Source organism: Streptomyces sp. NBC_00158 (genome assembly GCF_045160885.1).
GTDB lineage: Bacteria > Actinomycetota > Actinomycetes > Streptomycetales > Streptomycetaceae > Streptomyces.
In genome coordinates, this window is sequence record NZ_CP108161.1 from 1,101,303 (window position 1) to 1,120,460 (window position 19,158).

Annotated in this window: 16 protein-coding genes; 10 read left to right on the forward strand and 6 right to left on the reverse strand. The window is 73.2% G+C overall.

From position 1 onward, the window contains the following. The first annotated feature begins 2 nt into the window (after window positions 1-2). The 6 genes from OG553_RS05035 (at window position 3) to OG553_RS05060 (ending at window position 6,020) form a co-directional block, all read left to right on the forward strand. Window positions 3-515: a MaoC family dehydratase gene (locus tag OG553_RS05035; RefSeq protein ID WP_125817381.1), complete on the forward strand. Its 513-nt coding sequence runs from the start codon at window positions 3-5 to the stop codon at window positions 513-515. A gap of 2 nt (window positions 516-517) precedes the next feature. Beyond that, window positions 518-1,723 (forward strand): acyl-CoA dehydrogenase family protein, encoded by a 1,206-nt coding sequence (locus OG553_RS05040; protein ID WP_030868030.1) that lies wholly within the window; start codon window positions 518-520, stop codon window positions 1,721-1,723. 186 nt (window positions 1,724-1,909) lie between these two features. Then, window positions 1,910-2,566, forward strand: a complete 657-nt coding sequence (locus OG553_RS05045) for a phosphatidylserine decarboxylase (protein WP_125817380.1) — start codon at window positions 1,910-1,912, stop codon at window positions 2,564-2,566. Next, on the forward strand, window positions 2,553-3,416 hold the full coding sequence (gene pssA / locus OG553_RS05050) for a CDP-diacylglycerol--serine O-phosphatidyltransferase (protein WP_405977808.1): 864 nt from the start codon (window positions 2,553-2,555) through the stop codon (window positions 3,414-3,416). The genes OG553_RS05045 and pssA overlap by 14 nt, the downstream gene beginning before the upstream one ends. A 589-nt stretch (window positions 3,417-4,005) precedes the next feature. After that, window positions 4,006-5,505, forward strand: coding sequence for an AlkA N-terminal domain-containing protein (locus OG553_RS05055; RefSeq protein ID WP_405977809.1), 1,500 nt, complete (start codon window positions 4,006-4,008; stop codon window positions 5,503-5,505). After that, complete coding sequence (locus OG553_RS05060; protein ID WP_405977810.1) at window positions 5,502-6,020, forward strand: methylated-DNA--[protein]-cysteine S-methyltransferase; 519 nt, start codon at window positions 5,502-5,504, stop codon at window positions 6,018-6,020. Before OG553_RS05055 ends, OG553_RS05060 begins: the two co-directional genes overlap by 4 nt. Before the next feature lie 14 nt (window positions 6,021-6,034). Here the strand turns inward: OG553_RS05060 and OG553_RS05065 are convergent, their stop codons facing one another. The 3 genes from OG553_RS05065 to OG553_RS05075 are packed head-to-tail and all read right to left on the reverse strand — an operon-like array spanning window position 6,035 to window position 8,782. After that, window positions 6,035-6,463, reverse strand: a complete 429-nt coding sequence (locus tag OG553_RS05065) for a hypothetical protein (protein WP_405977811.1) — start codon at window positions 6,461-6,463, stop codon at window positions 6,035-6,037. Window positions 6,464-6,509: 46 nt separating this feature from the next. After that, window positions 6,510-7,010 carry an NUDIX domain-containing protein gene (locus OG553_RS05070; RefSeq protein ID WP_405977812.1) on the reverse strand — a complete coding sequence of 167 codons (501 nt, stop codon included), beginning with the start codon at window positions 7,008-7,010 and terminating at the stop codon, window positions 6,510-6,512. Between the two features lie 59 nt (window positions 7,011-7,069). Next, a complete protein-coding gene (locus tag OG553_RS05075; protein WP_405977813.1) occupies window positions 7,070-8,782 on the reverse strand; it encodes a BCCT family transporter in 1,713 nt (570 codons plus the stop codon). 142 nt (window positions 8,783-8,924) lie between these two features. Here OG553_RS05075 and OG553_RS05080 point away from each other — a divergent pair, with 142 nt between their 5' ends. Next, complete coding sequence (locus OG553_RS05080) at window positions 8,925-10,073, forward strand: glycerate kinase (protein WP_405977814.1); 1,149 nt, start codon at window positions 8,925-8,927, stop codon at window positions 10,071-10,073. A 288-nt stretch (window positions 10,074-10,361) separates the two neighbouring features. Here OG553_RS05080 and OG553_RS05085 read toward each other — a convergent pair whose 3' ends face one another. Next, entirely contained in the window at window positions 10,362-11,270 is a 909-nt protein-coding gene (locus OG553_RS05085; protein ID WP_405977815.1) for a GntR family transcriptional regulator, read from the reverse strand. A gap of 130 nt (window positions 11,271-11,400) precedes the next feature. Between OG553_RS05085 and OG553_RS05090 the strand changes: the two genes are divergently transcribed. Beyond that, window positions 11,401-12,543: an FAD-dependent monooxygenase gene (locus OG553_RS05090; protein ID WP_405977816.1), complete on the forward strand. Its 1,143-nt coding sequence runs from the start codon at window positions 11,401-11,403 to the stop codon at window positions 12,541-12,543. On the opposite strand, the gene OG553_RS05095 is transcribed toward OG553_RS05090, so the two are convergent. Then, window positions 12,531-13,139: a cysteine hydrolase family protein gene (locus OG553_RS05095; protein WP_405977817.1), complete on the reverse strand. Its 609-nt coding sequence runs from the start codon at window positions 13,137-13,139 to the stop codon at window positions 12,531-12,533. The genes OG553_RS05090 and OG553_RS05095 overlap by 13 nt on opposite strands. A 113-nt stretch (window positions 13,140-13,252) precedes the next feature. On the opposite strand from OG553_RS05095, the gene OG553_RS05100 reads away from it, so the two are divergent. Together OG553_RS05100 and OG553_RS05105 are read left to right on the forward strand one after the other, a co-directional pair. After that, the gene (locus tag OG553_RS05100) at window positions 13,253-14,239 is read left to right on the forward strand and encodes a GlxA family transcriptional regulator (RefSeq protein ID WP_405977818.1); all 987 of its coding nucleotides are present in this window, start codon (window positions 13,253-13,255) and stop codon (window positions 14,237-14,239) included. Next, window positions 14,236-17,046, forward strand: coding sequence for a SpoIIE family protein phosphatase (locus OG553_RS05105; RefSeq protein WP_405977819.1), 2,811 nt, complete (start codon window positions 14,236-14,238; stop codon window positions 17,044-17,046). Before OG553_RS05100 ends, OG553_RS05105 begins: the two co-directional genes overlap by 4 nt. A 19-nt stretch (window positions 17,047-17,065) precedes the next feature. On the opposite strand, the gene OG553_RS05110 is transcribed toward OG553_RS05105, so the two are convergent. Next, window positions 17,066-19,135, reverse strand: coding sequence for a SpoIIE family protein phosphatase (locus OG553_RS05110; protein ID WP_405977820.1), 2,070 nt, complete (start codon window positions 19,133-19,135; stop codon window positions 17,066-17,068). Window positions 19,136-19,158: the final 23 nt, after the last annotated feature.

Here is a 19,158-nt window from a genome sequence, read left to right on the forward strand (position 1 = left end):
GCATGCAGTTCGGACGCACCTACGAAGAGTTCGAGGTCGGCGCGGTCTACAAGCACTGGCCCGGGAAGACGGTCACGGAGTACGACGACCACCTCTTCTGTCTCCTCACCATGAACCACCACCCGCTCCACATGGACGCGAACTACGCCGAGAACACGACCGACTTCGGCAAGAACGTGGTGGTCGGCAACTACGTCTACTCGCTGCTGCTCGGCATGTCCGTACCGGACGTCTCCGGAAAGGCCATCGCCAACCTGGAGATCGAGTCCCTGCGGCACGTGGCGCCGACCTTCCACGGCGACACGATCTACGGCGAGACCACCGTCCTGGACAAGACCCCGTCCAAGTCCAAGGACGACCGCGGCATCGTCTACGTGGAGACCAAGGGCTACAAGCAGGACGGCACCCTCGTCTGCGTCTTCCGGCGCAAGGTGATGGTCCCGACCGAGACGTACATCAAGGCGCGCGGCGGCGAGCAGCCCGGCCGGCCTCAGCTGAAGGAACAGGGGAAGTAGCCATGGCACGACTCGCCCAGACCGCCGGGCTCACGGACGTCCAGCGGGAGATCCTCAAGACCGTCCGGGAGTTCGTCGACAAGGAGATCATCCCGGTCGCCACCGAGCTGGAGCACCGCGACGAGTACCCGCAGCAGATCGTCGACGGCCTCAAGGAGCTCGGCCTCTTCGGCCTGATGATCCCGGAGGAGTACGGCGGCCTGGGTGAGTCGCTGCTCACCTACGCGCTGTGCGTCGAGGAGATAGCGCGCGGCTGGATGTCCGTCTCGGGCATCATCAACACGCACTTCATCGTGGCGTACATGCTCAAGCAGCACGGCACGCAGGAGCAGAAGGACCACTTCCTCCCGCGCATGGCGCTGGGCGAGGTCCGCGGCGCCTTCTCGATGTCGGAGCCGGGGCTGGGCTCGGATGTGTCGGCCATCACGTCCAAGGCGGTGAAGGACGGCGACGAGTACGTCCTGAACGGCCAGAAGATGTGGCTGACGAACGGCGGGTCCTCGACGCTGGTGGCCGTTCTGGTCCGGAGTGACGAAGGACACCCCGAGGGCACGGCGCCCCACAAGTCGATGACCACCTTCCTCGTGGAGAAGGAGCCGGGCTTCGGGGAGGTCCGTCCGGGCCTGACGATCCCGGGCAAGATCGACAAGATGGGCTACAAGGGCGTCGACACGACCGAGCTCATCATGGACGGACTGCGCATTCCGGCCAATCGGGTCCTCGGAGGCCAGACCGGCCGAGGGTTTTACCAAATGATGGACGGCGTGGAGGTCGGCCGCGTCAACGTGGCGGCGCGTGGCTGCGGCGTCGCGCAGCGTGCTTTCGAACTGGGTGTCTCCTATGCCCAGCAACGTCACACTTTCGGCAAGGCGATCGCCGAGCACCAGGCCATCCAGTTCAAGCTGGCCGAGATGGCTACCAAGGTCGAGGCCGCCCATGCCATGATGGTGAACGCGGCACGCAAAAAGGACTCCGGGGAACGAAACGACCTCGAAGCCGGGATGGCGAAGTACCTCGCCTCCGAATACTGCAAGGAGGTCGTCGAGGATGCCTTCCGCATCCACGGCGGCTACGGGTTCTCGAAGGAGTACGAGATCGAGCGCCTCTACCGGGAAGCGCCGATGCTTCTGATCGGTGAAGGAACCGCCGAGATCCAGAAAATGATCATTGGGCGACGCCTGCTCGAGGAGTACCGACTCCAGGGCTGAATGTCTCTTTTGCGGTGGATCGTCCTGCGATCCACCGCAGAAGAGTCACCTGCAGTCACTGGCCGACGGCCATCGACTCGGCTTCTGGCTTGCCCAGTTGTTGCGCGCAACCGATAGCATTCCAGTAAAGCCGCCGTCCCGTCCCCCCGTTTGCGGCGCGGCAATCACCCGCTACGAAGGTCATCCATGCCCCACAGCCAAACCTCTGCACACCGCGACAGCCTCTCCGGCGTACGCCTCGCGCGCGGAGCATCGCCGTGGCTTCTGCCGACCGTCGCCACCGCGGCGCTCAGCCTCACCCGGGCCCGCAAGTCCGGACGCTGGGCCGCGGCGGCCGTGCCCGCCACCGCTCTCGCGGCGGGCATGCTGTGGTTCTTCCGCGACCCCGAGCGCGAGATCGCCCAGGGCCGTGTCATCTCGCCCGCCGACGGTGTGGTGCAGAGCATCATGCCGTGGAAGGACGGGCGCACCCGCGTCGCGATCTTCATGAGCCCGCTGAACGTCCACGTCAACCGCGCGCCCCTGGCGGGCACGGTGACGTCCGTGGAGCACATCCCCGGCGGGTTCGTCCCGGCGTTCAACAAGGAGAGCGAGAACAACGAGCGCGTCGTCTGGCACTTCGACACCGAGCTCGGCGACATCGAGATGGTGCAGATCGCCGGCGCCGTCGCGCGTCGCATCGTCCCGTACCTGCCGGCCGGAACCAAGGTGGAGCAGGGCGAACGCATCGGTCTGATCCGCTTCGGCTCCCGCGTCGACATCTACCTCCCGGAGGGCGTCGAGGTCGCGGTCGAGGTCGGTCAGGCCACCACCGCGGGGGTGACCCGAATTGACCGTGACTGACCCCGAGACTCCTGCCACCGGCTGGGTTCCCGAGTCCGCCGAGGAGGAGTCCGCCGAGGACGACATGCCGCTCTCGCTGCGGCTGTCGATAGCGGACACCCTCACCCTCGGTAACGCCACGTGCGGATTCATGGCGGTGTACTTCACCACCACCGGCATCCTCATCCCTCACCTCACCGGCAGCGGCGAGTCGGGCATGGCCCGGCACAGCGCGGCGACCGCGGTGATACTGATGCTGCTCGCGGCGGTCTTCGACCTCTTCGACGGCATCGTGGCCCGCAAGCTGCGCAGCTCGCCGATGGGCGCGGAGCTGGACAACCTGTCCGACCTGATCAGCTTCGGGCTGGCGCCGGCGTACTTCGTGCTGGTCTACGGCATGGTCGCCGACGACGCGCACCAGAAGATGTCGGCGCTCGCGGCGATCGTGGTGCTGCTGGCGGTCGTGCTGAGGCTCGCGAGATTCAGCTGCGTGACGATGAAGGACGGCATGTTCCAGGGCATGCCGAGCCCCTTCGGCGCGCTGACGGTCGTCTCCATCGTGCTGCTGGAGCTGCCGTTCGTCCCGACGCTGCTGGCGATCATCGGGGTGGCCTGGCTGATGGTGAGCCGGGTCGAGTACCCGAAGCCGCGGGGTGTCCTCGCGGCGGCGATGCTGAGCTGGATCGTCGGGGCGATGGGCCTCCTGGCGGCCTGGGCGTTCGACGCCCCGGGCGGCCAGCTGCTCCTCCAGACCGGCTGCGCGCTCCAGATCGCCCTGGCGGCGACCATCCCGCTGTTCGCGACGACCCGTCGCGCGAACACGTTCCGCCACAACCGGCGGGAGGCGCGGGCGGCGTCGCAACTGCCGTAACGCTGCCGCTCGGCTTGCGCGGAAGGCCCCGGGTCCCTCACGGACCCGGGGCCTTCCGTCTTCTTGACGCACCGCTCGCGCGGCTCGGCCGCGGGCGGCCTCCCCGGCTTCGCGCCGCTGCGCCGGACTCCGTCCGTCGGGCGCGGGGCGCGGTCGGAGCCCGTGGCCGGGGCCGGTGGGCCGTCTGCGGGTGGTGTGCCGCTGCGCGGGGCTCGCCCCTCCCCGCCCTTCAACCGTTCTCGCCCTCAGCCGCCGGGCGCGGCTCAATACACGGCGCTACCGCGCCCGCGCCTCAAACGCCGGCGAGGCTGAGGTTTCCGACCCCGGCCGGCAAGATCCAGCCTCGCCGGCGTTTGAGGCGCGGGGTCCGGGGCGGAGCCCCGGGGAACGGGCGAAGGGCGGGTAGGGGACCCACGTCCCGCGCAGCGGCCCACCCACCCCCACACGGCCACCGGCACCGGCCCAGCGGACCGGCCCCGGGCCCGCCCGGCAAGGTACCGGCACCGGCACCTCCTCGGCCCCCGGCAGGGCTAGGCTTGATGTCGGAAAACTGCCAGCCCGACGCCCGGGCAGCCGGGATGCTGGAGCCATGTACACCGACACCGACCGCTGCGTGCGGGCCGTGCAGTCGAAGGACGCCCGGTTCGACGGGTGGTTCTTCACCGCGGTCCGGACGACCGGCATCTACTGCCGGCCCAGTTGCCCGGCCGTGCCGCCCAAGGTCGAGAACATGAGCTTCCTGCCCAGTGCCGCCGCCTGCCAGCAGGCCGGGTACCGGGCCTGCAAGCGATGCCGGCCCGACACCAGCCCCGGCTCCCCCGAGTGGAACGCCCGCGCCGACGCCGTCGCGCGCGCGATGCGGCTGATCCAGGACGGGGTGGTGGACCGCGAGGGGGTGCCCGGGCTGGCGCTGCGGCTCGGGTACTCGACCCGGCAGGTCGAGCGGCAGCTGGGCGCCGAGCTCGGTGCCGGCCCCCTGGCCCTGGCCCGGGCCCAGCGCGCCCAGACCGCCCGGCTGCTCATCGAGACCTCCGAGCTCCCCATGGGGGACGTGGCCTTCGCCGCCGGGTTCTCCTCGATCCGGAACTTCAACGAGACCGTCCGGGAGGTCTTCGCCCTCACCCCCGGCGAGCTGCGGCTGCGCGCGGGCCGGAGGGGGACCGGGCAGGGCGGGCCGCGGATCCCGGGCACGATCGGCCTGCGGCTGCCGTACCGGGCCCCGCTCAACCCCGACAACCTCTTCGGGCACCTCGCCGCGACCGCCGTCCCCGGGGTGGAGGAGTGGCGTGACGGGGCCTACCGGCGGACGCTGCGGCTCCCGTACGGCTCCGGGGTCGTCGCGCTGACGCCCGGCCCCGACCACATCGGCTGCCGGCTCGCGCTGACCGACCTGCGGGACCTGACCATCGCGATCAGCCGCTGCCGCTGGATGCTCGACCTGGACGCCGATCCGGAGGCGGTGGACGGCCAGCTGCGCACGGATCCGCTGCTGGCGCCGCTCGTGGACGAGGCCCCCGGGCGCCGGGTGCCGCGCACCGTCGACGCGGCGGAGTTCGCCGTGCGGGCGGTCCTCGGGCAGCAGGTGTCCACCGCGGCCGCCCGGACGCACGCGGCCCGGCTGGTGGCCGCGTACGGGGAGCCCGTGGAGGACCCGCACGGCGGGCTGACCCACCTGTTCCCCTCCCCCGCCGCGCTGGCCGGCATCGATCCCGAGTCGCTGTCGATGCCGCGCAGCCGGCGTACGACCCTCACCACCCTGGTCACGGCCCTGGCGGACGGCTCGCTGCCGCTCGGCATTGACAGCGACTGGGAAGCGGCCCGCGCCCGGCTGTCCGCGCTGCCCGGCTTCGGGCCCTGGACCACCGAGATCATCGCGATGCGGGCGCTCGGCGACCCCGACGCGTTCCTGCCGTCCGACCTCGGGGTCCGCAAGGCCGCGCGGGGGCTGGGCCTGCCGTCCACGCCCGCCGCCCTGACCGCCCGGGCGGGCGGCTGGCGGCCCTGGCGCGCGTACGCCGTCCAGTACCTGTGGGCCACCGACGACCACCCGATCAACCACCTGCCCGTAGCACAAGGAGCACCGTCGTGAGCAGCACCGTGAGCAGCGTCATCAGCAACCGGATCCACACCGTCGTCGACAGCCCGTACGGGCCGCTCACCCTGGTCGCCACCGACGGGGTCCTCAGCGGGCTGTACATGACCGGGCAGCGCCACCGGCCGGCCGAGGAGTCCTTCGGCGAGCGGGTGGCGGACTCCGAGGAGCCCTTCGGTGAGGTGCGGCGGCAGCTGGCCGCGTACTTCGCCGGGGAGCTGACCGAGTTCACCGTGCCGGTGCGGCTGGAGGGCACCGAGTTCCAGCGCAGCGTCTGGGAGCAGCTCGTCCGGATCCCCTACGGGCAGACCTGGTCGTACGGGCAGCTCGCGGCGGAGCTCGGCAAGCCGAACGCCTCGCGGGCGGTCGGCCTGGCGAACGGCAAGAACCCGGTCGGCATCATCGTGCCCTGCCACCGGGTGATCGGCGCCTCGGGCTCGATGACCGGGTACGGCGGCGGCATCGAGCGCAAGGTGCGGCTGCTGGAGTTCGAGAGCGGGGCCGCCGCCTGAGGCGGCCCGGCGGGTCAGATCACCACGAGCGGGGCGAGCAGGGCGAAGCCGGCGCCGGCTTCGACGGCGTAGGCGTAGAGGGACGGGTGCTGGACGGGGGCGGCGAGCAGGACCACGCTGTTCTGGGTGGCGGCCGCCTTGATCCATTCGTCGTCGGCGCCGAGCCGGCCCTGGTACCAGCCCTCGCAGGCGCCGGGGCCTGTGACGGCGAGGACGTCGTCCTCGCGGCGGTAGAAGGCCTGCCAGCCCTCGGCGGGCGCGGACCAGCCCTCGAAGTCCTCGAAGGCGGACCAGCCGCCCTCGCGTATCGCGGTGTCGAACAGCCAGATCGGCATTCCCTCTTCGGAGACCTCGCCGCCCGACTGTTCGTCGGTGGTGAAGTGGACCATGGGGAGGGCGTCGGGCCCGTCGGCCGTGCTCGGCCAGGCGTACATCGTGATCATCTGTTGATTCTGCCCTGGTCGGAGGAGTCCAAGTACGCGGGGTGGTTCAGGGGTTGGCGGGCCGGCGGCCGTTCTCCAGTTCCACGGTGCCCTCGCCCGACTCCAGGGCGCGGTACGCCTCCAGGGTGCGTCGGCCGAGCGATCCGAGGAGGTGGCCGGTGAGTTCGGCGGGCTCGACGAGCTTCCAGGAGAGGAGTTCCTCCTCCTGGAGCTTGATGGAGTCGAGCTGTGCGGCGTCGAGGACGCCGCCGTCGTAGAGGTAGGCGACGAGCGGCGGGCGGCCGGCGCCGACGCTCCAGTCGACGGCGAGGAGCCGGCCGAGCGGGACGTCGATGCCGATCTCCTCGGCGCTCTCGCGCCGGGCGGCCGTACGGGGCGACTCGCCGCTGTCCGATTCGACCGTTCCGCCCGGCAGGGCCCAGCCCTCGCGGTAGTTGGGCTCGACGAGCAGGACCCGGCCCCGTTCGTCGCGGAAGAGGGCGGCGGCTCCGGCCAGCACCCGGGGCAGGCTCGCGATGTAGGCGGCGAAGTCATCCGTGGTGGTCACGCGGCCACCCTAACCGGCGGTACGGGCCGCCGTGCAGGGCGGGGCGGCCCGGAACCCGTTCAGGTGGCGTCGCCGTCCTCGCGGTCGCGCGCGCGGGATTCGGCGGCGCGGCGCAGCCGGGGGTGGCGGGTCTGGCCCTGCTCGGTGATGGCGTCGCCGACCATGGCCTTGACGGCGTCCCGCAGCCCGTGGAGGGCGGGGTGGCGGGCGGGTCCCGCGCCGGGGTCCTCGCGCAGTTCCTTCAGCAGCGCCCAGCACAGCAGCAGCATGACGATCACGAAGGGCAGGGCGACCAGGATGGTCGCGGTCTGCAGGGACTTCAGGCCGCCCGCGACGAGGAGTACGGCGGCCACGGCGGCCATCAGGACGCCCCAGGTGACGACGAGCCAGGTGGGCGGGTGCAGGGAGCCCCGGCTGGTGAGGGAGCCCATGACCAGGGAGGCCGAGTCGGCGCTGGTGACGAAGTACGTCATGACCAGGGCCATGGCCACCCAGGAGGTGAGGGTGCCGAGCGGGAGGGCGTCGAGCATGGCGAAGAGGGAGGCCTCCGCGCCCTCCTTGACCTTGGAGGCGAGGTCGGCGGCGCCGGTGGAGTCGAGGCGGATGGCGGTGCCGCCCATGACGCAGAACCAGACGACGGTGGCTCCGCTGGGGACGAGCAGGACGCCGACGAGGAACTCGCGGATGGTGCGGCCGCGGGAGATGCGGGCGATGAAGGTGCCGACGAAGGGGGCCCAGGACAGCCACCAGGCCCAGTAGAAGATGGTCCACGCGCCGAGCCAGGCGCTGTCGGTGAAGGCGCCGGTGCGGGAGGCCATGGGCAGCAGTTCGTGCAGGTAGCTGCCGACGCCGGCCGGGATGACGTCGAGGACGTAGACGGTCGGGCCGAGGACGAAGACGAAGAGCATCAGGGCGGCGGCGAGCACGATGTTGATGGTGCTGAGCCATTTGACGCCCTTGTGCAGTCCGGAGAAGGCGGACAGCACGAAGGCGGCGGAGAGCGAGGCGATGATGACCAGCTCGACGCCGGTGGAGTCCTCGATGCCGGTGGTGATGTTCAGGCCCTTGGAGACCTGGAGCGCGCCGAGGCCGAGGCTGGTGGCGGTGCCGAAGACGGTGGCGAAGACGGCGAGCAGGTCGATGGCCTTGCCGGGCCGGCCGGCCGCCCGTTCCTCGCCCATGAGCGGGACGAAGGCGGAGCTGAGGCGGTTGCCGCGGCCCTTGCGGAAGGTGGCGTAGGCGAGGGCGAGGCCGGCGATGCCGTAGATCGCCCAGGGGGTGAGGGTCCAGTGGAAGAACGAGTAGTCCAGGGCGGCGCGGGCGGCGGCCCCGGTGCCGGGGGCCGCTCCGCTGGCGGGGGGCGGGTTGAGGTAGTGGGTGAGCGGCTCCCCCACCCCGTAGAACATCAGGCCGATGCCCATGCCGGCGCTGAACATCATCGCGATCCACGCGAGGTTGCCGAACTCGGGCTCGGAGTCGTCGGCGCCGAGCCGGATCCGGCCGAAGCGGCTGATCGCGAGGACGACGCACATGACGAGGAAGACGTCGGCGGCGATCACGAAGAGCCAGGCGAAGTTGGCCAGTACCCAGGCCAGGGCGGTGGAGGAGGCGGTGTCGAAGGAGTCCTTGCCGAGGGCGGCCCAGCCGACGACGGCGAGCACGGCGAGCACCCCGACGGTGACGACTCCGAGGTCGGGAGAGTCGTCCGCCGGGCCCCCGGACCCCGGCCCGGGGGCATCCGGACGTGCTTGTTCCAGTGATTCCGCGCTCATGGGGCCACACTATGCGGGGATATATCCCTATTTACGCGCATGGCGCGCCGCATGTGGCCCAGGCCACTCATGGGCATAGGAGGATCCTCCGGATAAGCTCATGGTGGCGCGACTGCACTGTTCGATAGCAAGGGATAGCAAGGTGACGGACGGAGCAGTAACTGAGACCGCGCGCGTGCTCATCGCCGCGGACAAATTCAAGGGCTCGCTCACGGCCGTTCAGGTCGCCGAGCGGGTGACGGCCGGCCTTCGCAGGGCCGTACCGGACGTGGAGGTCGAGACCCTCCCCGTCGCGGACGGCGGCGACGGCACGGTCGCGGCCGCCGTGGCGGCCGGTTTCGAACGCCGGGAGGTACGGGTCACCGGACCCCTCGGCGACCAGGTCACGGCCGCTTTCGCCCTGCGCGACGGCACCGCCGTGGTCGAGATGGCGGAGGCCTCCGGGCTCCAGCTGCTGCCGGCGGGCACCTTCGCCCCGCTGACGGCGACCACCTACGGCTCCGGCGAGGTACTGAAGGCCGCGCTGGACGCGGGCGCGCGCTCGATCGTCTTCGGTGTGGGCGGCAGTGCCACCACTGACGGCGGCGCGGGCATGCTGGCCGCGCTGGGCGCGGTGTTCCTGGACGCGAACGGCGAACCGGTCGGTCCGGGCGGCGGCGCGCTGGCCCAGCTGGCCTCGGCGGACCTGTCCGGGGTCGACCCCCGCTTCGCGGAGGTCGAGTTCGTCCTCGCCAGCGACGTGGACAACCCGCTGACCGGCCCGAAGGGCTGCGCGGCGGTGTACGGCCCGCAGAAGGGCGCCTCGCCCGAGGACGTGGCGACGCTCGACGCGGCCCTCGCGCACTTCGCGGTGGTGCTGGAGAAGTCGCTGGGCGCGAAGGCGGCCGAGCTCGCCGCCTCCCCGGGCGCGGGCGGCGCGGGCGGCATCGGCTACGGCGCGCTGCTGCTGGGCGCGAGCTTCCGCCCCGGCATCGAGCTGATGCTCGACGTCCTGGGCTTCGCCCCGGCGCTGGAGCGGGCCACGCTGGTCATCACCGGTGAGGGCTCCCTGGACGAGCAGACCCTGCACGGCAAGGCCCCGGCCGGTGTCGCGGCGGCGGCGCGGGCGGCGGGCAAGCCGGTCGTCGCGGTGTGCGGGCGGCTGCTGCTGGGGCAGGAGGCCCTGGAGGCGGCGGGCATCCGCAAGGCGTACCCGCTGACCGATCTGGAGCCGGACCCGGCGAAGTCCATCCCGAACGCCGGGCCCCTGCTGGAGCGCGTCGCGCAGAACATCGCCGCCGAGGTCCTCTGACCCCGGCCGCCTGCGGCCCCGAGGCCCGTCACCCCCGTGGGGTGGCGGGCCTCGCCCGTGCCCGGGGGCGGGGCCGGGGGGGGGCGGGGCCGGGGGGGGGCGGGGCCGGGTGGCGGGGCCGCTCCCCGCCCCGCCCTTCAACCGTTCTCGCCCTCAGTCGCCGGGCGCGGATCGAGACACGGCGCTACCGCGCCCGCGCCTCAGACGCCGGCGGATCTTCCAGCCCCGCCGGCGTTCGAGGCGAGAACGGGTGAAGGGCGGGTAGGGGACGGCTCCGCGCAGCGGTCGTCAGCCAGGCTGCGCCACACGGGTGGCGAGGCCGTCCAGGAGGGCCGTCAGGCCGAAGCGGAACAGGGATTCCCCGGACAGCGCCGCACCGGCGCGGACGGCGGCGAACGCCGGGAAGGCTCCGCCGTCCACGAGGGCGGCAAGCCTCGCCTCCTGGGCCCGCATCCAGTCCTCCCCGCTCACCCCGCTCGCGCGCGCCGCCTCCGACTCCGGTTCCAGATCCACCGCGTGGCCGCGGACGTACCCGAAGAGCGTCACCGCGGCGTGCATCCGGGTGTCGTCGTCCAGGCCCAGCCCCTCCAGGGCGGCGAGCGCCCAGTCGATGTGCCGGATGCCGTTCGGGACGAGCAGCGGGCGGTTCAGGTTCATGGCGCCGGCCAGCCACGGGTGTCTGCCGTAGAGCCGCCACTGCACGGCCGCCGACAGCTCCAGCCGCTCCCGCCAGTGCGGTGGCGGCCGCTCCGGCAGGGCCTCCTCGCCGAAGACCGCGTCGGCCATCAGGACCACCAGCCGCTCCTTGTTGCCGACGTGCCGGTACAGGGACATCGCGGAGACCCCCAGCTCGGCGCCGAGCCGCCGCATGGTCAGGGCGGCCAGCCCCTCCGCGTCCGCGATCTCGACCCCCGTACGGACGATCCGCGCGCGGTACGCGGAGTCGTCGGCCGGACGGCGCCCGGGGGTGCCCGGGGCCGGGCGGGCGGCGACCACCGTGCCGACCCCCGGCACCGCGCGGACCAGGCCCTCCTGCGCGAGCGCCGCGAGGACCTTGCTCGCGGTGGCCATGGCCACCCCCCACCGCTGGGTGATCGCCCGCGTCGACGGCACCCGGTCCCCCGGCCGCAGTTCGCCGCTCTCGATCCGCCGCCTCAGCTCGGCCGCGATCCGCGCGTACGGCGCCTCTTCCCTCATCAGCCCTCCAGGCCAGGTGCACTAGTACAGCCCCACTGTAGTGCACTAGGTTGCTTTGCCATGGACGCCTGTTCCAGCAAGGGGTTTCCGTCTGTACGTTGTACACATCACCCCGAGAGAGGAACCGGAAATGAACCAGAACGTACTGATCTCCGGCGGCAGCGTCGCGGGCCCCGCCCTCGCCTACTGGCTGCACCGCCACGGCTTCACCCCCACCGTCGTCGAGCGGGCCCCCCGGCTGCGGGACGGCGGCTACGCGGTGGACTTCCGCGGCGAGGCCCTCGACGTCCTCGACCGCATGGGCCTGCTCGACGCCGTCCGCGCCCTGGACACCGGGATGGGCGACGCCGCCATGGTCGACGCCGACGGCACGCGGTACGCCACCCTCCCGGCGGCGGTCTTCGCCGGAGACCTGGAGGTCCTCAAGGGCGATGTGACCCGGCTCCTGTACGAGGCCACCCGCGAGCACACCGAGTACGTCTTCGGCGACTCGATCGCGAGTCTGGAGCAGGACGAGGACGGCGTCCTCGTCACCTTCGAGCACGGCGCGCCCCGCCGCTTCGACCTGGTCGTCGGCGCGGACGGTCTGCACTCGAATACCCGCGCCCTGGCCTTCGGGCCCGAGGAGCGGTACCTGCGCCACCTCGGCATCCACACGGCGATCTTCAACCTGGACAACTACCTGGGGCTGGAGAACACCGGCCTGCTGTACTCCGTGCCGGGCAAGGCCGCCAACATCTTCACGGCCCGCGCGAACACCGAGGCCCGGGCGGCCTTCCACTTCGCCGCCGGCGACCTGGAGTACGACCGCCGCGACACGGCCGCGCACAAGCGGATGGTCGCCGAGCGGTTCGCCGGCGAGGGCTGGGAGGTGCCCCGCCTGCTGGAGGAGATGGACGCGGCGGAGGAGTTCTTCTTCGACTCCAACGCCCAGGTCGAGATGGACACCTGGGCCGCCGGCCGGGTCGTGCTGCTCGGCGACGCCGCCGCCTGCGCGGCACCGACCTCGGGCCGCGGCACCTCGCAGGCGTTGATCGGCGCGTACCTCCTGGCGGGCGAGCTGGCCACCCGCCCCGGCGACCACGCGGCGGCCTTCGCCGCGTACGAGGAGGGCATGCGCGGCTACGTCGCCGAGCACCAGGCCCTGGGCCGCGAGGGCGCCGAGCGGTTCTTCATGCCGGCCCCGACCCAGGAGGTCCTCGACCTGCTGGCCGCGAACGCCCCCGAGCACACCCGCACCGAGCCGGTCCGCCTCCGGGACTACGGGGTGTGAGCCGCCGCCGCGGCGGCGTCGAGCACCGCGGCCGTGGTCAGCACGCGGGCGAAGCCTCCGCCCTGGAGGTTGACCGCGGTGGCCGCGGCCAGTTCGGCGGCGGTCAGGGACAGGCCGTCCGGGCCGGCGAGGTCGAAGGTGTGGGTGGCGTCGAGCGGGACCAGCACCTCGTAGCCGAGGTTGCCCGCCATCCGGGCGGTGGTCTCGACGCACATGTTGGTCTGGATCCCGGTCACGACCAGCTGGCCGATGCCGCTCGCCCTGAGCCACCCGTCCAGGTCCGGGGTGCCGTAGAAGGACGAGTTGACGGTCTTGGTGACCAGCAGCGCCTCCTGGCCGAGGCGGTCCCCGACGAAGTCCTTGAAGGCGTGTCCGGAGTGGTCCGGGGCCAGTACCGAGCCGGGCCGCAGCGAGGCGTGCCGCACGAGCACCACCGGGCGGCCGGTCTCCCGCCAGGCGTCCATGAGGGCGGCGATGTTCTCCTCGGCGTCCGGGTTGTCGCGGTTCCCCCAGAAGGGGGCGTCGTCGAAGCCCTTCTGGACGTCGATCACGAGCAGGGCGCTGTCGGCGGCGATCTCGATCGCGTTCTCTGTCATGGCTCCATCGTGTCCGCGCGGCCGCACCCGCCCCAGGGGCCCCGGGGCCGCGAAACGATGGGATCCTGCCAGTCTGGCAGTACCGCCGCTTCCGGCTCTGGCACAGTGGCCCCATGCAGCGCGTCGCCATCGTCGCCCAGCCCGGGATCCGCAGCTTCGACCTCGCCGTCATCACCGAGGTCTGGGGCCCCGACCGGAGCCGCAGCGGGGTGCCCGCCTTCGAGCTGCGCCGCTGCGCCCTGGACGACGGGCCGATCGCCCTGCCGGGCGGGCTGACCCTGATGCCCGACCGGGGCCTCGACTGGCTCGGCCTGGCCGACCTGATCGTCGTACCGGCACTGGCCGAACCCGCCGACCCGACGCCCGAGCCCGTCCTCGCCGCCCTGCGCACCGCGCACGCCCGCGGGGTGCCGGTGGCCGCGCTCTGCGCCGGGGCCTTCGTACTCGCCGAGGCCGGGCTGCTGGACGGCCGCCGGGCGGTGACCCACTGGTGGCTGGCCCCTCAGCTGGCCGCCCGCTACCCGGCGGTGCTGGTCGAGGAGGCCCCGCTGTTCGTGGAGGACGACGGGCTGTGGACCTCCGCCGGGGTGGCCTCCGGGATCGACCTGTGCCTGCACCTGGTCCGCGAGGCCCACGGCGCGGAGGCCGCCGCCGCCGTCGCCCGCTCGATGGTGACGGGCCCCTTCCGCACCGGGGACCACGCCCAGTACCTGGACCGGCCCACCCCGGCGGCGGACCGTACCGCCGAGGCTCTGGCCGCCGTACGGCAGCAGGCCCTGCGCCGGCTGCACGAGCCGCTGGACGTGGCGACCCTGGCCCGCTGGGCGGGCATGTCCCCGCGCTCCTTCGCCCGGCACTTCACCGCGGCCACCGGCACCACACCGCACAAATGGCTGCTGAGCCGCCGTCTGGACGAGGCCCGCAAGCTGCTGGAGCGCACCGACCATCCGGTGCCGGAGGTGGCCCGGCGGGCCGGCTTCGCCAGCGAGGTCACCTTCCGCCAGCACTTCGGCGCGTCCTTCGGGCTGAGCCCGCGCGCGTACCGGGCGGCCGCGGCCGGCGCCCCCGCGGGCGGCGACAGTGTTAGAAATGGCTCATGACCGGACGTTCGGGTCGGCGCAGGGAGACGCGTTCCCCGAGCCTGCCCGCGCGCCTGTGGCAGGCCCGGAACAGCATCGCCGGCCAGGTCTTCTGCGTCACCGCCGTCATCGTGCTGGTGCTGATCACCGCGGCCGCGCTGGCGCTGGTGTTCCAGGCCCGCTACGACAGCGAGCGGGGCGCCCGGGACCGCTCGCTGGCGGCCGCCGAGGCCTTCGCCCACGCCCCCGGCCTGCCCGCGGCGCTGGAGTCCGCCGACCCGACGGCCGAGCTGCAGCCGCTGGCCGAGGGCGCCCGGCGCGCCTCGGGCGTGGACTTCGTCGCCGTCATGACCACCGACGGAATCCGCTACACCGACTCCAGGCCCGAGCTGATCGGGCAGCGCGCCACCGGGGACCTCGCGCGGGCGGCGGCCGGGAACTCCTTCACCGAGGTGTTCAAGGGCGATCCCAGCGACGCGGTCCGCGCCGTGGTCCCCGTACGGGACGCCCGGGGCGCCGTCGTGGGGCTGGTCGCCACCGGCATCGAGGTGGAGAACGTGGGCCACGCCGTGGAGGGGCAGCTGCCGCTGCTGCTCGGCGCGGCGGCGGGCGCCCTGCTGCTGGGCACCGGCGGCGCCGCCCTGGTCAGCCGCCGGCTGCGGCGCCAGACCCGGGGCCTGGGCGCGGTGGAGATGGCCCGGATGAACGAGCACCACGAGGCGGTGCTGCACGCCGTGCGCGAGGGCGTGCTGATCGTCGGCGCCGACCACCGGCTGCTGCTCGCCAACGACGAGGCGCGGCGGCTGCTGGACCTGCCGCCCGACGCCGAGCAGCGGCACGTCGGGGATCTCGGCCTGGACCCGCGCACCACCGAGCTGCTGCTGTCGGGGCGGGTCGCGACGGACGAGGTCCACCTGGCGGGCGACCGGCTCCTCGCCGTGAACGTACGTCCCACCGAGCCGTTCGCCGGACGGCCGTCGGGCAGTGTCACCACCCTGCGCGACACGACCGAGCTCGCGGCGCTGTCCGGGCGTGCCGAGGTGGCCCGGGAACGGCTCCAGATGCTCTACGAGGCGGGTGTGCGGATCGGCACCACCCTGGACGTGGTGCGGACGGCGGAGGAGCTGTCGGAGGTGGCGGTGCCGCGCTTCGCGGACTTCGTCACCGTCGAGCTGCTGGAGCCGGTGCTGCGCGGGGACGAGCCCTCGGCCTCGGCGGGGGCGCACACGCGGATGCGCCGGGCGGCGATGAGCGGGACGCGCACCGACCAGCCGCTCCAGCCGGTCGGGGACCTCATCCGCTTCGACGTGCCGACGGCCCCGATGGCGGCGGCCCTGGCCGCCGGGCACGCGGTGCTGGCCGCCGACCTGCACGCGGCGATGGGCTGGCGGGCGCAGGACGAGCCCGGGACGAAGCAGGCCCTGGACTACGGGCTGCACTCGCTGATCTCCGTACCGCTCCAGGCCCGGGGCGTGGTGCTGGGCATGGCGAACTTCTGGCGGGCGGCGGACACTCCGGAGGCCTTCGACGAGGAGGACCTGTCCTTCGCGGAGGAGCTGGGGACGCGGGCGGCGGTGTCCGTGGACAACGCCCGCCGCTTCACGCGCGAGCACGCCACCGCCGTGGCCCTCCAGCGCAGCCTGCTGCCCCGGGTGCTGCCGGAGCTGAGCGCGGTGGACACGGCGTTCCGGTACCTGCCGGCGAAGGCGGGGGTGGGCGGTGACTGGTTCGACGTGATCCCGCTCCCGGGGACCCGGGTGGCGCTGGTGGTGGGCGACGTGGTGGGGCACGGGGTGCACGCGGCGGCGACGATGGGCCGGCTGCGGACCGCGGTGCACAACTTCTCCACCCTGGACATGCCGCCGGACGAGCTGCTGGGCCATCTGGACGAGCTGACCGACCGGATCGACCAGCTGGAGGACGGCGAGGGTGGCGGGGGCGGCGGGGCCGGTGCCGAGGGGCCGGGCCTGGCCGGGGGCGCGGAGGAGCCGCCGGCCGGGATCACCGGGGCCACCTGCCTGTACGCCGTCTACGACCCGGTGTCCGGGCAGTGCACGATGGCCAGCGCCGGGCACCCCGGGCCCGCCCTGGTGCACCCGGACGGGCGGGTGGAGTTCCCCGAGCTGCCCACCGGGCTGCCGCTCGGGGTCGGCGGGATGCCCTTCGAGACGGCGCGGCTGGTGCTGCCGGAGGGGAGCCGGCTGGTGCTGTTCACGGACGGGCTGATGGAGGACCGCGACCGGGACTTCGACAGCGGGCTCGCGCTGCTGAGCGAGACCCTCTCGCGGCCGGGGCGCAGCCCCGAGCAGGCCTGTTCGGACGTGCTGTCGGCGATGCTGTTCCCGGCTCCGAGCGACGACATCGCGCTGCTGGTGGCGGACACCCGGCGGCTGGAGCCGGGCCGGATCGCGGAGTGGGAGGTGCCCGACGATCCGGCGGCGGTGTCGCGGGTGCGGCGGGAGGCCGCCGCGCAGCTGCGGGAATGGGGGCTGGAGGAGGCTTCCTTCACGGCGGAGCTGATCCTCAGCGAGCTGATCACCAACGCCATCCGGTACGGGAACGAGCCGATCCGGGTGCGTCTGCTGCGTGACCGGGCGCTGATCTGCGAGGTCGCGGACGGCAGCAGCACCTCCCCGCACCTGCGGTACGCGGCCACGACGGACGAAGGGGGCCGGGGCCTGTTCCTGGTCGCGCAGTACGCCGAGCGGTGGGGCACGCGCTACACGGAGCGCGGCAAGGTCATCTGGGCGGAGCTGTCCCCGTCGGGCGGCGAGGGTCCGGTGCCGCTGGAGATGGACCTGGACGCGCTGGAGGACCTGGCCTGGTGAGGATCGCCCCGGCACGCCCTCAGGGGGTTCGGGCGGTGCGGGCGAGCAGTACGGCCACGTCGTCCTGCGGGGCCTCGGGCAGCAGCCGGGTGAGGATCCCGTCGCACAGCTCCTCCAGCGGGCGGCCGGCCCGGCCCAGGGCCCGTGCGAGGCGGTCCATGCCCTCGTCGAGGTCCCGGTGGCGGCACTCGATCAGCCCGTCGGTGTACAGGGCGAGCAGGGTTCCGGGCGGCAGCGGTACCTCCTCGGTGAGGAATTCCCGCCCGCCGGTGCCCAGCGGGGTGCCGGGCGGCCCCTGGAGGAATGAGACCCGTCCGTCGGGGGTGGCCACGGCGGGCGGCGGGTGCCCGGCGCGGGCGATGACGCAGCCGCCCGCGGCCGGGTCGTGGACGGCGTAGACGCAGGTGGCCATCTCGTCCTCGCCCAGGTCGGCGACGACCGCGTCGAGGGAGCGGAGCATCTGCGCGGGCGGTACGTCGTGGCGGGCGAGGGTGCGCACTGCGGTGCGCAGCTGGCCCATGACGGCGGCCGCGTGGATGCCGTGGCCCATGACGTCGCCGATGACGAGGCCGGTGCGGCCGCGGGGCAGCTGGATGACGTCGAACCAGTCGCCGCCGACGTCGTGGTCGCTGGCGGGCAGGTAGCGGCCGGTGAGTTCCAGGCCGGGGACCTCGGGTAGGGCGCTGTTGGTGAGGCTGCGCTGGAGGGTGAGGGCGGCCTGGCGCTGGCTGGTGTACATGCGGGCGTTGTCGATGTTGAGGGCGGCCCGGGCGACGAGTTCGTCGATGAGTACGCAGTCCTGTGCGTCGAAGGGCTCGCGGGAGCGCAGCCGGGTGACGGCGACGGCCCCGAGGACCTTGCCGCGGGCGACCAGGGGCACCATGCGGGCCGATCCGAGGGTGGCGAGGTAGTCGCGCAGGGCGCCGGCGCGGGGGTCGGTGATCAGCGCGGGGATGTCGGAGACGTACAGGTTCATGGGCACGCCCTCGGCGATGACGCGCTCGTAGACGGTTCCGGCGGGGATCTGGAAGGTCTGGCCCGGTGCGAGGCGGGCGGTGGGGGCGGCGGGGTCGGGGAAGGCGGCGGCGAGCCTGCGCAGCACCCCGTGGGTGGAGGCGGCGGCGACGGCGCTCTCGTCGGGGTCCAGGACCGCTTCGAGGAGCTGGACGTCGGCCGAGTCGGCGAGCTGCGGTACCAGCAGGTCGGTGATCTCCTGGGCGGTCCGGCCCAGGTCGAGGGTGGTGCCGATGCGGGTGCCCGCCTCGGCGAGCAGGGCGAAGCGGGACCGGGCCCGTTCGGCCTCCAGCAGGGCCCGCTGGCCCTCGGTGATGTCGATGAGGGAAGCGATGAGGCCGAGGCGGCGGCCGCTGCCGTCGAGGAGCGGGGCGTAGGAGCAGGACCAGGTGCGGTCGTGGTCGGGGTCGGCGGGGGTGCGGCCGGTGCGGCGGACGTCGACGACGGCGGTGCCCTGTTCGAGCACCTGCCGCATCGTGTCCTCCAGGGCGGCGGCGTTGACCCCGGGGACGACCTCGGTGAGGCGTTTGCCGAGGTGTTCGGCGGCGGACACGCCGTTCATCCGGGCGAGGGCGTCGTTGACGCGCAGGAAGCGCAGGTCGGGGCCGAGGGTGCCGAGGCCGATCGGGGACTGGGTGAAGAGGCTCTGGAGGGCGGCGAGGGAGTCCCGCATGCGCAGGACCTCGGAGGTCTCGACGGCGATGAGCATGGCGCCGGTGCGGCCCTGGGGGTCGGCGGCGGGGACGATCCACATCTCCATGGCCACCCGGTGCCCGTCGCGGTGGCGCACGGGCAGGGTGCCGACGACGGTCTCGCCGGCCTGGACCCGGCGGGTCAGGTCGTCGGCGAGCTCGTGGTTGGCGTCCGGGACGAGCACGGCGGTGCCGGGGCGGCCGAGGATGTCCTCGGGGCGGTGGCCCAGCAGGTCCTGTGCGGCCAGGGACCACTCCACGACGCGGCCGTCCGCGTCCTCCCGCCACAGGGCGATCGGGAGCAGTTCGCGCAGTACGCCCGCGTACCCGACCGCCGCCGCCGGCGGATCGGGCACCTTGCTCGTCGACTGGTAAGTGTCCAATGCACCGACCTCACCCCGAGGGG

What these genes read in the sequence shown, in the direction of transcription:
- OG553_RS05035 (WP_125817381.1), top strand. Translation starts at nt 3, where the DNA reads ATGCAGTTCGGACGCACCTACGAAGAGTTCGAGGTCGGCGCGGTCTAC.
- OG553_RS05040 (WP_030868030.1), top strand. Translation starts at nt 518, where the DNA reads ATGGCACGACTCGCCCAGACCGCCGGGCTCACGGACGTCCAGCGGGAG.
- OG553_RS05045 (WP_125817380.1), top strand. Translation starts at nt 1,910, where the DNA reads ATGCCCCACAGCCAAACCTCTGCACACCGCGACAGCCTCTCCGGCGTA.
- OG553_RS05055 (WP_405977809.1), top strand. Translation starts at nt 4,006, where the DNA reads ATGTACACCGACACCGACCGCTGCGTGCGGGCCGTGCAGTCGAAGGAC.
- OG553_RS05065 (WP_405977811.1), bottom strand. Translation starts at nt 6,463, where the DNA reads ATGATCACGATGTACGCCTGGCCGAGCACGGCCGACGGGCCCGACGCC.
- OG553_RS05075 (WP_405977813.1), bottom strand. Translation starts at nt 8,782, where the DNA reads ATGAGCGCGGAATCACTGGAACAAGCACGTCCGGATGCCCCCGGGCCG.
- OG553_RS05085 (WP_405977815.1), bottom strand. Translation starts at nt 11,270, where the DNA reads ATGAGGGAAGAGGCGCCGTACGCGCGGATCGCGGCCGAGCTGAGGCGG.
- OG553_RS05090 (WP_405977816.1), top strand. Translation starts at nt 11,401, where the DNA reads ATGAACCAGAACGTACTGATCTCCGGCGGCAGCGTCGCGGGCCCCGCC.
- OG553_RS05095 (WP_405977817.1), bottom strand. Translation starts at nt 13,139, where the DNA reads ATGACAGAGAACGCGATCGAGATCGCCGCCGACAGCGCCCTGCTCGTG.
- OG553_RS05100 (WP_405977818.1), top strand. Translation starts at nt 13,253, where the DNA reads ATGCAGCGCGTCGCCATCGTCGCCCAGCCCGGGATCCGCAGCTTCGAC.
- OG553_RS05105 (WP_405977819.1), top strand. Translation starts at nt 14,236, where the DNA reads ATGACCGGACGTTCGGGTCGGCGCAGGGAGACGCGTTCCCCGAGCCTG.